Source organism: Idiomarina sp. X4 (genome assembly GCF_002808045.1).
In the GTDB taxonomy this organism is placed as follows: Bacteria; Pseudomonadota; Gammaproteobacteria; order Enterobacterales; family Alteromonadaceae; genus Idiomarina.
In genome coordinates, this window is sequence record NZ_CP025000.1 from 2194456 (window position 1) to 2206413 (window position 11958).

General features: G+C 47.3%; 11 protein-coding genes. 5 read left to right on the forward strand and 6 right to left on the reverse strand.

What is annotated here, in order from left to right; translation table 11 throughout:
- Positions 1–43: 43 nt before the first annotated feature.
- Both CWC33_RS10605 and folK read right to left on the reverse strand, forming a co-directional pair.
- Positions 44–751 carry an SDR family NAD(P)-dependent oxidoreductase gene (locus CWC33_RS10605; RefSeq protein ID WP_100691896.1) on the reverse strand — a complete coding sequence of 236 codons (708 nt, stop codon included), beginning with the start codon at positions 749–751 and terminating at the stop codon, positions 44–46.
- The gene (gene folK / locus CWC33_RS10610; protein WP_100691897.1) at positions 748–1116 is read right to left on the reverse strand and encodes a 2-amino-4-hydroxy-6-hydroxymethyldihydropteridine diphosphokinase; all 369 of its coding nucleotides are present in this window, start codon (positions 1114–1116) and stop codon (positions 748–750) included. The genes CWC33_RS10605 and folK overlap by 4 nt, the downstream gene beginning before the upstream one ends.
- Positions 1117–1258: 142 nt before the next feature.
- On the opposite strand from folK, the gene CWC33_RS10615 reads away from it, so the two are divergent.
- The 4 genes from CWC33_RS10615 to asnB all read left to right on the forward strand — a co-directional run bounded on the left by CWC33_RS10615 (position 1259) and on the right by asnB (position 6403).
- Positions 1259–1762, forward strand: coding sequence for a hypothetical protein (locus CWC33_RS10615; protein WP_100691898.1), 504 nt, complete (start codon positions 1259–1261; stop codon positions 1760–1762).
- Positions 1755–3188, forward strand: coding sequence for a sodium:solute symporter family protein (locus CWC33_RS10620; RefSeq protein WP_100691899.1), 1434 nt, complete (start codon positions 1755–1757; stop codon positions 3186–3188). Before CWC33_RS10615 ends, CWC33_RS10620 begins: the two co-directional genes overlap by 8 nt.
- 113 nt (positions 3189–3301) lie before the next feature.
- On the forward strand, positions 3302–4369 hold the full coding sequence (locus CWC33_RS10625; protein ID WP_100691900.1) for an aspartate/ornithine carbamoyltransferase family protein: 1068 nt from the start codon (positions 3302–3304) through the stop codon (positions 4367–4369).
- A gap of 18 nt (positions 4370–4387) precedes the next feature.
- The gene (gene asnB / locus CWC33_RS10630; protein ID WP_100691901.1) at positions 4388–6403 is read left to right on the forward strand and encodes an asparagine synthase (glutamine-hydrolyzing); all 2016 of its coding nucleotides are present in this window, start codon (positions 4388–4390) and stop codon (positions 6401–6403) included.
- Positions 6404–6415: 12 nt separating this feature from the next.
- Here the strand turns inward: asnB and msrB are convergent, their stop codons facing one another.
- Positions 6416–7552, reverse strand: a complete 1137-nt coding sequence (gene msrB, locus CWC33_RS10635; protein ID WP_100691902.1) for a peptide-methionine (R)-S-oxide reductase MsrB — start codon at positions 7550–7552, stop codon at positions 6416–6418.
- Positions 7553–7597: 45 nt separating this feature from the next.
- Between msrB and CWC33_RS10640 the strand changes: the two genes are divergently transcribed.
- Positions 7598–8617, forward strand: coding sequence for a hypothetical protein (locus CWC33_RS10640; RefSeq protein WP_100691903.1), 1020 nt, complete (start codon positions 7598–7600; stop codon positions 8615–8617).
- Here CWC33_RS10640 and CWC33_RS10645 read toward each other — a convergent pair.
- From CWC33_RS10645 to CWC33_RS10655, 3 genes are read right to left on the reverse strand one after another with little or no spacing between them, the layout of a single operon-like run.
- Positions 8554–10350 carry an ExeM/NucH family extracellular endonuclease gene (locus tag CWC33_RS10645; RefSeq protein ID WP_100691904.1) on the reverse strand — a complete coding sequence of 599 codons (1797 nt, stop codon included), beginning with the start codon at positions 10348–10350 and terminating at the stop codon, positions 8554–8556. The two genes, CWC33_RS10640 and CWC33_RS10645, sit on opposite strands and share 64 nt — an antisense overlap.
- Positions 10351–10352: 2 nt before the next feature.
- The gene (locus CWC33_RS10650; protein WP_053952388.1) at positions 10353–10832 is read right to left on the reverse strand and encodes a MarR family winged helix-turn-helix transcriptional regulator; all 480 of its coding nucleotides are present in this window, start codon (positions 10830–10832) and stop codon (positions 10353–10355) included.
- A 14-nt stretch (positions 10833–10846) separates the two neighbouring features.
- The gene (locus tag CWC33_RS10655) at positions 10847–11941 is read right to left on the reverse strand and encodes a CsiV family protein (RefSeq protein WP_100691905.1); all 1095 of its coding nucleotides are present in this window, start codon (positions 11939–11941) and stop codon (positions 10847–10849) included.
- Positions 11942–11958: the final 17 nt, after the last annotated feature.

The window sequence follows — 11958 nt, forward strand, 5'->3', positions numbered from 1 at the left end:
TTAGCCGGGGTTTTTATTGGCTATTTGTTAACAGGTAACGGCATTACAAATTAAGCGCTCTGCCGCCATCAACTTTTATCGACTCGCCGGTTAGAAATGGGTTGTCACGTAAAAAGCGGACGGTGTCTATCATTGGCTCTAATCCACCTTCTACCCGTAAAGGTGTTTCGTCCAGCACCTGCATTTTATGTTCGTTGTCGTGTTCTGGAAGGAATAAAATGGGCCCTGGTTGAATGGCGTTCACACGTACATCCGGTGCTAATGCTTTCGCAAAGGCCTGAGTCATATTGGCTAAGCCGGCTTTCGCTGCGCAGTAAGCAATGTAATTAGTGGAAGGTTTATCGGTGTATATATCCGTAATGTTGATTATAAGCCCATTGTCGGAATTCGACAGCTGTTGTTGTAAGCCGGTAATAAGCAAATAGGGGGCAATATTGTGTACCTGAAAGACGGCTTCAAGCGCTTCTGAATCGTTGTCTACGGTGTCGTTATCGAAAAAACAGGACGCATTATTAATCAACAAGTCCAGTTTGGAGCCACTTTTCTTAATTTGAGTAACCATCTCTTTAACTTCGTGCTGGCGGGCAAAGTTCGCCTGAATGGGCTCTGCACCTAATTGACTCAGTTCATCGACACCGTCTTTTGAGCTGTTGTAATGCGCAAAAACTTTGTAGCCGTCTTTTATCAGTGCTTTGGCGACTTCAAATCCGAAGCGGCGCCCAGCACCTGTCACCAGTGCGGTTTTTGTCATGATGCAAGCCCCAATTCTGTTGTTAGTGATTGTAAGTAATGTGGCACTTCCGGTCCCTCATCAAGAGGTCCTAAAATATCGATATCGATGGTTCTGTCCTTTCTGCTTCTTTCTGGATCACTGCGATCGCGACCCAGTGCTTCCTCTATTTGGTTAAACCGTTGTTTAAGCTCATGTGAGTTAAGTGGTGTATCGATAATAAACAAGGCATTGAGAAAACCGTTTTGTGTATCAATATCGACCGGTTTCGTGGCTATGTTTTGACTGAATAAGCAGTTACTGTTCAGCGCCTGTAACTGTTGCTTTGCGTGGTGGATATTCATTTCAGGATCGATGTTCGAGCCCAGACTGCATAAATACTTCATAAGTAAAAGCCACTAAACGTAAAAAATATGTTGTGTCATATACGGTGTACAGCGTAAAACGGATGCCCCCTGAAACAGTTGAAATTGCTATAATTGGCTGATAGCCTGAAATTTCAACTTGCGTTGGCGAGCAGATGTCTCAATGACAAAAAACAAAAAAAGCGTTAACTATTGTTATATCTTGTTTTTATTTTGTTTTATTGGCTTCCTGCCAACGACGACCCTTGCCGATGAATCATCTCCTCAGCTTACCATTGAAGGGCCAAGCTCGGTTATTAAAGAAGGGTACTTTAATGTCTCAGTGTCTGCAAAGTCTGCTCAACAAAAGCTTAATAAGCTTACGATTGAAGTCGCGACCGATACAGGCTTCACTCAGAATAAAAAGCAATTTCCTGCATTAGGGGATTTTTCCACCATCTCACTGACTGGTTTTTCAGATGGTCTTTATCATTTAAGAGCCAGAGCCGAAACCTCGGACGGCGATGTACTGGTCAGTAATGTCATTCAAGTCAGAGTCGAGCACTACCCGCTATGGCAGGCGCTGACATTATTTTTTATTGGTTTAATTATTTTTGTGGCCGTCGTAACGACGTTGCTTCTATTTCACCGTAACTGGACACATTCACGGCACCACTCTCATGACTGAATTTGCACTGGACACTCGTACCGGCATTCTCATCATTGTGCTTTTCGGCCTATTTTGGATAGGTTTCGGTTATTGGCTCGGGCGCAAAAATAAAAGCCACGAAGACTTTGCGCTGGCCGGTCGAAATGTTGGCTTTGCGTTTGCAGCTGCTACAGCAATGGCAACCTGGGTGACCAGCAACACCACACTGGTTGCACCGCAACTGACGTTCCAGTTTGGCGTGTGGGGTATGATTGGTTACTCATTCGCGGCGCTCGGCCTCATTCTGTTTGCCCCCATGGCAAAACGCATTAAAGAGTTGCTGCCCAACGGTTATACCTCCGGTGACTTTATTCGTCTGCGTTATGGTCAGTTTGCCTGGGTCGTGTTCATGATTATTTCAGTGGTCTATGCATTTGGCTGGTTAATCAGTCTGGGCATGGCCGGCGGTATACTTTTAGAGTCTTTGACCGGTCTTGAATATCACATTGGTATGACGACCATTCTGGTCATTTGTGTGGGATATACTTTGTTTGGCGGTATGCGCGCGGTTATCGCAACGGACTTTATCCAGGCTCTCATTATTATCGCTGGGGTCAGCTTTATTGCCTATTGGCTTATCGACAATATCGGTCTTAGCAGTATTCATGAAAATTTGACAGCGGAGCACCCAAAACTGCTGGATGTCCTATTTCCTGCCGCCGTTATGTTCTTATTTAATAATATTTTCTTTGGTCTGGGTGAGATATTTCATTCCAACGTATGGTGGTCACGGGCATTGTCGTTTAAAAAAGGTGTCGCTTATAAAGCCTATTTGACCGGCGGGTTAATGTGGCTGCCTATACCTATCGTTACCGGCTTTATTGCTTTGGCGGCCCCGCAGCTAGGCATATTCCCGCCGAGCATGGACATGATAGGCCCCACGGTTGCTGCTGCGGTTTTAGGGAAAGCTGGCGCGGTTATCGTTTTTATCGTGATATTTTCAGCCTTAGCGTCCAGTCTTGATTCTTTGCTGGCTGCGACCTCAGACCTTGTTACACAAGATATTTATCACAAAAAGCTAAAACCAGGTGCGTCAGATAAAAACCTGATGCGGTTTAACCGAAGCTGTATTTTAGGGCTTGGTATTGTGACCTGGCTTTTCTGCCTTCCCAAAATAGCCACGCTGGGGGCATTACTGAATTTTGCTGGAGCATTTGTCGCGAGCACTATCTGGCCCATATTGTTAGGGCTCTATCACAAAAAGCTGACAGGCACCTATGCGGCCATAGCAATGGCTATTGGCACCGCATGCGGCATGATAGGGTATTTCACCATAGGATTTTATGTGGCAGCGCTGGTGTCTTGTGCCGTATCGGGCGTGATATGTGCTGTGGGTATTATGACCAGCCAAGACAGCTTTGACTGGAACCAGCTGCAGGAGGAAGACGCACATGCTAATGAGTGAGTCGGTATTCGAGTGGATGATTATCATCGCATTGATCCTCAGCTGCGTAGCGCCTGTAATACTTCTGGTGCTCTGGGTAAAAGATTTAATTTCAAAAACAATATGGTAATTCTATGAATATAAAGGATGTATCCTTCGAACGTGAGCGCCCGGATGTCTGTGGTGATGCCCACCCGAAGGCGTTGTTGAAAGCCATTCAGGAGGACGGCGATTACCTACTGAAACTAGCGAATCAACACATCGTGTCGGCTGATCAGTTTTCTCAGCAAGGCATGTTGCAGTTGTTTCGCTTGGCGGCAAAGTATGAAGCTAATCCGCGCCGTTTTAGTACGTCGTTACAGGGCAAGATTCTAATCAGTGCTTTCTACGAGCCCAGCACTCGTACGCGGCTCTCTTTTGAGAGTGCCTGGCATCGGCTAGGCGGCGATATTATGTCAATAACCGACCGCTCAACTACTGGTATCGCAAAAGGCGAGTGTTTGTCGGACATCGCTGAAATGTTCAATAATTACGGCGATTGCGTGGTGCTTAGGGACAACAACGAGACCTCGTTAGAGGAAATGATCGATTCGCTGCGTATCCCAATTATCAACGCCGGGAATGGTGCTGATGAGCACCCGACACAAGCACTGTCTGATATGTACGCGATTTTTAAATGGCGCCCTGATTTAGTGACCGAAGAGGCTGAAAAAGCGCCTATTAAAATTGGTATTATCGGTGTGCCCAATAAAATGCGTACAGTACGAAGCTTTATTAAATGCTTAACCAAGTTTCCGAAAGCTATCGATGAAGTGGTGATCATTCACGATGAAGCTTCAACAGAGCAGCTATTTGGTAGTGAACAAAAAGAACAGGTAGAGCAGGCGGGTATTAAGATTCGCAGCACCAGAGATCTCGATGAGGTATTACCAGAGCTTGATGTGGTTTATATCAATGCCATTTCATGGGAAGGTAACTCAGTGAATACGTACGGCAGTGAATTTCATTTGTCGGCAAAGTCGCCACTGAAAGAAAGCGCCATTATTTTGCATCCACTGGCGCGTGGTGAAGAACTTTCAACGGACTTAGATCATACGCCTCATAACTGGTATTTCAGTCAGGCCAGAGGGGCAGTGTTTTTACGTATGGCGCTACTGACCTGCATGGTTCAGCGAGCTGAGCGCGTCATTGATGTCGTTTAATATGAGGAAAAGCAAAGAATGTGCGGAATTGCTGGCGTTTTTCATCACCAAACGGAAAGAGACATTGATCCTCAAACTCTGGTTAACATGGCGGCGATTATGCATCATCGCGGGCCTGATGGGTTTGGTTACAAGATTCAACCAGAGCGCGGCGTAGGCTTTAGTCACGCTCGCTTATCTATTATTGACCTCGATGAAAATCGGGGACGTCAACCTTTTATGTCGGCAGATAAACGCTTAATGCTGACACATAATGGCGAATTCTATGATTTTAAACGTATTCGGGCTGATTTAACGGCACGCGGTGCACGCTTTAACAGTAAAAGCGACTCAGAAATTGTTCTGCACTTGTTCGAGCGTTATGGACTGGAAGAAACGCTAAAAGAGCTGCGTGGCGAGTTTGCATTCGGTTTGTTTGATGCTAAAGACGACAGTCTGTATTTAGTGCGCGACCGTTTCGGCATCAAGCCATTGTACTGGACGGAAACCGAGCACGGAGTGGTGTTTGGCTCGGAATTGAAGGTGCTGTTTGCGCACCCGGACGTTAAGCGCCAATTCTCAGCAGAGGGCTTGTATCACCAATTAATTCAGGTCATGGTACCCGGCTCGACGGCGTTTGAGGGCATTAATCAGGTGCAACCGGGTTATGTCGTTAAATTGCAGCGTAAAAACGGCAAAGTGGTTGCGTCAGAACACAAATACTGGGACGTCGATTTCCCGCCTGAGCACAGCTATCCGGGCGCTGATGTTGATGAAGACGAATACATTGAAGGCGTCCGTGCCAAGTTACTCGAAGCGGTGCAACATCGAATGACCGCCGATGTACCGGTAGGCTGTTATTTGTCAGGTGGCATCGACTCATGCTCGATATTGGGTCTGGCTTCAGCGTCAACGCAAACTTCCGTAAAAGCGTTTACCATCGGTTTCGATTCCGACGACTATGACGAAACGCCAATAGCGAAAGAAATGGCCGAAGCGACCAATGCTGACCACCACATTATGAGCTTGAATGCCAACGACCTTTACGATCACTTTGTGAAAACGCTGTGGCATACCGAACGAACCATCTATAACACCCTGGGTGTAGCTAAATATTTAATGAGTCAGCAAGTGCACGAAGCAGGCTACAAAGTGGTGATGACGGGTGAGGGCTCTGACGAATTATTTGCTGGCTACCCGGCGTTCCGCAAAGACATGTTTTTGCATGGACTGGATCACTTGCCGGAAGTTGAGCGAGTTGAATGGCAGGAGTTGTTGGAGAAGAACAACGCTTTATTTAAAGGGGCAATGTTGGCTCGTGAAGAGTTTGTCAGCGAGGCGTTTAATAAGAAAATGGGCTTTACACCAAGCTGTGTGCAGCCTTGGTTGTCCTGTTCTTCTGTAGCGTTACCCTTGATGTCGGCGAAGAAACGACAGGAAGTCGAGAGTTATGATCCGAGCGAAGCAATTGCGGATACTTTGGACGAGAGCATGCTGGAAGGGCGTCATCCGCTCGACAGAGCCCAGTACGTTTGGATTAAAACTATGCTGGAAGGGCAGATACTGACTTGGGGTGGTGACCGCGTCGATATGGCAAACTCGATGGAAGCGCGTCCTGCGTTTCTTGATCACCATTTAGCAGAATATGCGTTTACGGTGCCGCCACATTTACGCATTAAAGGCAACAAAGAGAAATACGTACTGCGCGAAGCAATGAAAGGCTTATTGCCGGAAACTCTTTACAAGCGTGAGAAGTTTGCCTTTATGGCACCTCCGGCTCATACCGACCCGGAAAAGTGGAAAGCCGTAGAAAAGTTAGCTGATCAGTTCTTAAGTAAAGAAGCGGTGGAGTCAGCAGGGTTACTCGACTATGACGAGGTGGTTAGAACCTTTGAACGTCATCAGGACGAAAGCGTGCCTAACGAAGAGCGTGTGCAGCTGGACGCCGTGATTAACCATATGCTGGGTGTTCAGGTGTTACACCACCACTTTGTCGCAACTGACGTGCCTCAGCAAGCAGCACAGCGAGCAAAGGAACTTGGCTGGACTGCTTAGCTTTCTAACTCCTTACTCACCGGTGACTGCAGAAATGTAGTCACCGTAACCTTTCTCTTCCATGTCCTCCAGTGGAATGAACTTTAAGGCGGCTGAATTCATGCAGTAACGCAGGCCAGTTGGTGCCGGACCGTCTTCAAACACGTGCCCAACATGAGAGTCAGCGTATCGACTGCGTATTTCAGTGCGGGTATAAAACCAGCTATTGTCCTCTTTCTCAACCACAGCATTGGGGGTTATGGGTTGCGTAAAGCTTGGCCAACCAGTGCCTGACTTATACTTATGCGCGGAAGAAAATAACGGCTCACCGCTAACCACATCGACATAAATACCTGGCTTTTTATTATCCCAATAGGGGTTGTTGAAAGCTTCCTCTGTTTCGTCCTCCTGCGTGACGGCATATTGAATCGGGGTTAACTGTTCACGCAGCTGTTGCTTAGAAGGCTTTTCAAAATTCACCCATGGCTTATTGTTGGATTTGACGGATTGCAGATCGCCACCGGGGTTATCATTAGTGAAACGTTGGTAGTCAACGTCTGAGGTGTCACCCCAATGTTTTTCGACAAAGTCATAGCGTCCTGAGTTGTAGGTATAGACTTTGTAGCGAATAGGGTTCTTATCGTAATAGTCCTGGTGATACTCCTCAGCTTTGTAGAAAGAGGTAAAGTCAGTTATGGGGACAATAATGGGTTCTTTAAAAGGACCATTTTCGGCCAGCCACTGCTTGGACGCTTCTGCAATACGACGCTGTTCTTCGTTGTGAACGAATATCTCCGGGCGGTATTGTTTGCCACGATCAACAAACTGACCATCCGCGTCCGTAGGATCCATAATTCGCCAAAACTTCTGCAATAGGCCTGCATAGCTGATAATGTCAGGGTTATAGTAAATTTGCGCAGCTTCCGTGTGGCCGGTTCGACCGGAAGAAACTTGCTTATAGGTTGGGTTCTTTTCGGTACCGCCAGCGTAACCCGAGACGACTTCTCGCACCCCGCTAAGCTGTTCAAAAGCTTCTTCGACACACCAGAAACAGCCACCGGCAAGAGTGGCCACTTTTTCATTATTTTGCTTTGTTGGCTCGTTATTTTGTGCCATGCTGAAACAAGAAAATAACAGTGTAGCACTAACAATCGTAATGAGCTTTTTCATGACAAACTCCAAACGCCAAGGTTATTACTTTATAGACCAATTTTTATGAAAAAGATTACTTACTCAATCATTCTCACCTTAAGTTGTACTTTGCCCTGTATTGCTATCGCTCAGGAGCAAAAAGACGACGACTTTTGGTTGGACGGTTTCAGAGTGGGGCTAGGCGATACGGTTGATGCAACGGCGCTGTGGTTTGACGGTTTGTTTGGTGATGGAAAATTTGAAAATGAATACCATCGTTCGTATGGGCGCTTGTCGGTCGCACCGCAGTGGGACGAATACGACGGCTTCGAGGTAAAGTCCCGGTTTCGGGCCCGTGTCGCACTGCCTAACCTGAAGGACAATGTGTCGGCATTTATCGGGCGTGTGGATGACGACGAATTTTTAGACGAAGAATCGACGGGCAAGCCGTCAGTGATACGCTCACCGGAATCTGATCGTGAATGGCTGGTTGGGCTGGGCTTTGATCCTGAAATTCACGAAGGGCATCGGGTATCGTACAGTATTGGTATTCGCGGTGGTCTGCGTTTTGATACTTACGTTAGGGCGCGCTATATGACCGGCTTCGTGATGTCCGACAAACAGCAATTAAAGCTGCAGTCAGCGGCGTTCTGGCGAGACAGCGATGGCTTTGGTGTGTCTCAGCGTTTTAACTATGAGTCTGCATTGAATGAGCGTTGGTTGCTGCAATGGGGGGCGTTAGCTACCTTTGCTGAAGAAACGGAAGGACTGCGCTGGAGCTCAACGGCGCGCCTATATCACTTATACAATGAGGATAAAGCCTGGGCGACAGAAACCTGGATAGAAGGACAAACGGACCATGAAGTGCCTATCAGCGACTACGGCCTTCGTTTACTCAACAGACAGCGCTATTTAAGAGAGTGGTTTTTTGTGGAAAGCTGGGTGGGGTATCACTGGCCTCGCAGCCACTTGCAAGAGCAACGGCAAGGCCAATGGTTAGTGGGTATTGAGTTTGAGGTTCACTTTGGAACGACAAACGCCTACATGCCCGATGCAGAAAAACGTAAATCCAACACTAATGGATCGTGGTCTGAAGAGCGATAAGGTGTTGGCTCGTAAAACTCGGCATTGCGGTAGTCATAAATCCAGGGCTCATCAGCATTAAACGGTAAGTGATACACACCTGAGATATTGTCTTTCAGTTCATTTTCGACAAAAACGTGATCAAGTGCTCCGGCCTGGCTGTCATAAACATACGAATAGTCCGTTGCTTTTGACGGATTGTAATAACCGTTGTTCGATAAGTATTGAATCGGGTCTTCCATAAAGTAAGCATTAAAGTCACCGAGTAATACCGTGTTTGGGAAGGACTTTTCCGCTATCCATTTGCTTAATTGCTGAGCGGATTTAAGGCGTAGGGCGTTCCAACACGCCTGGCCGTCGTTTTGGTTGCTATTAGGACTTTCTTCGTCTTCGGGGCAACTACCTTTGGACTTAAAATGATTAACCACAACGGTAAACTGTTCACCGGTATCTTGATCGGTAAGCGTTTGTGCCAGTGGCGGTCGACTCCCCCAGGCGAATGCACCAGCGGTGTTCACTAACGCATGAGAAGAGGCGCTGACGGTGTCTTTATTGTATATCAGACCAACCGTTATCTGGTCGCCGCCAATGCGTTGAGCCTGAGGTTCGGAAATAGAATAAGTGACAGAGCCCGACTCGTTTAACGCGTCAACCAGCTGGCGAATGGCACTGTGCTCACCAAAACCGTCGTTTTCAACTTCCATAATGCCGACAACGTCGGCGTCTAACGCTTTTATGGCTGCCACGATTTTGGCCTGCTGACGTTTCATTTCGTCAGGAGTGTCAGCGCCGCGAGGGGTAGGGAAGCCTTGCCCCATGCCATTACCATTAAAGAAGTTTAAAACATTAAAACTGGCGATTCTTAGGGTGCCACCGGCTTTTTCTGGAGCGTTATAATCGATCGTTTTCTCTGCAGCCTTCAGTTGCGGCGTTTCTATAGGTTGAAACCGGTAACGGCGATTAAATTGACTGGCGATACCAACCAATGGCTCTATTTTGGTTCCTGTCCGTAAACTATTGTGAGGGCCTGAAAATAGCTCTTCAAAAGGCAATGGACGTGGGTCCCTTTTATTGCTGTTGTCGTCCATTTGAATGCGATTCAGCTCATTCTTTGCTGCCAGTTCGCGAGCTTCTTCGCCGGGTTGCACAATTTGTGAGGGGGTCCACAAACGACCTGCGGATACGTCAACAAAGCCATATCGCGTGTAGTTGTAGTTCCCTGAAATAGTGAGAGGCTCATTGTTGCTACTGGAAAGCTCGACGCGCATACCCTCGATACGTTCAAAGTGGTTTTTATCGGCGACGGGTAAAGTAAACGGAGTCGCCTTTGGTAGCGCATCAACAGAGCCACAGGTGGTTAGTTCGCTTATGTCGGTTAGCGTAGTAAGTTCGTCAACTTCCTGAATGACACCTGTGAGCACAATGGTGTCTTTCGGCGAAATTTTGCCAATGTGATTGCTGGTTTTTACGAATAAGCCTTCAGACGTGCTCAAGTTGTCATCTGTATCAGTTGGGGCACTTTCAATAAAGAAGCCACCAAGCTCACTTTCAGATCGCCAGCTGGCTGTCACTATGCCTCTGACGGTGACCGTCTCATTGGCTTTCGGCGAACTAAAACCGCTGCCCTGAACAACATTAATGGGCGTAATATTTGGATTGTCGGTTTGGCAGACGTCAGCGACTGCGGCAATAGGAGAAATGGCGGCGGCTAAAGCTGTTATTAACGACGTTTTTCTATACAGTGAAGCTGTCATATTTAATGATCCAGTTTGTGATAGCTGCCGACTTCCAAAACCGGGGCGGCGTCGAGTCGTTCAGCGTCCATCATGTTGGCAATGCGTTGCATGGAGGAAAGCAGTAAGGACTGCTCCCACTCTTCTAACGCCTGAAACTTTTCAATAAAGTCTTCCTGTAGCGGTTGCGGGGCCTTGTTCAGTAGCTCCATGCCGCTATCGGTCAGGTACAGCGATACACGTCGCTTGTCCTGCTCACTGCGGTGCCGATGAATAAGTTGACGATGTTCGAGCCGCTCAATCACGTTAGAAACCGTGGCCGGACTTAAGTTAATGTTTTGAGCCACTTTACTGGCGGTGATGCCATCAGCGGCTTTGATTTCTCTTAGAATGAGCAGCTGCGGGGCAGTGAGCCCGGAATATTTGTTGAGTTGTTTGGAGTATAAATCGATGGCTCTAATAACTTTTCTAAGTGCTAACAGAAGCTCTTCATACTTTTCCATTTTCGGCCTCCGTATTAGTATCGTGGCGCAGACAGGTCAGTCCGACGAATTTGGACAACAACGCCGAGTTTCGGATGGTCAAAATAATGTGTTTCGTGGCTGATAACGCGTCGCAGCTGCGAAAAGTAATAACTGCGTAAAAACTCGGTATCGGTTTGCTCGCCGGCTAACGCCAGTGTTGCTTGTTCTTCAATGCTTTTGCCAATGCGCTTTAGGTTATCTATTTCTCGCAAGTTAAACTCACCGTCAATGTGTAAGTAATTGCCGATCAGATAGATGTCGATAAGGCCATCGAATTCCCAAACCAGAGGGTGCTTCCTATTGAGTGAGGGTGTTTGCTCAGGCTGCGGCAGTTTGCTGACAGGTTTAAACGGCTGTTGACCACTTTCTATTAGATCAAATAACTGTTCGATATCGGTCCGGACGTTATTGACATTTGGGTTTCTTAACGGCGCGACAAACACCTCGTCTTGCTTAGGAAAACCGTCGTAAAAAAAGTCATTTGAGTAATTGGTTCCGGCAAATAAGCGGTATTTGGGTCCTACACCTTTTTTGAAAACCGGCTGTCGCCAGGCCAGGTGCAGCAGCGGCGTAGCCTGGCCTTTTTTGAGCAGTTCAGTGCGAATTTCATTCAGTTCGAGCTTTTCTGCTGGCACCAAAAAGGGCGCGGCCGCGGTCTTAATATCGCCGCCGCTTCCATCAATGACAACCGGCGTTTTAGCTAAGTTCATTAAAGGTGACGTCGGTGCGAACGGATTACCGGCGATCGGTATCCATTGTTCTTCATTTTCAAAGCGACAAGCGATATCCATTCGCCATGTTGTTTCTGAAGATTCACAAACCGGCAACCCACTGATTAATGCGCGTGGCCTTTGGTTTAAAAAGCGGCTTAATAGATCTCGCTCGCGACGACTTTCAATGTGAGCAGGCGACAGCTGGAATTGTTCGCTGGACTGATCAGCAATACGTTGCTTGAACACCAAAACTTCGACTTCAAACCAGCGCCAGTAGTCCTTATCCGGCAGCGCCTTTGCACTCACCGGGTAAGTGGCTGCAACGACAATAGCAGCAATTAAACTGTGTTTAATCAGACTGGTGACTGACGCCATTAATTTGCTCTCCTTGT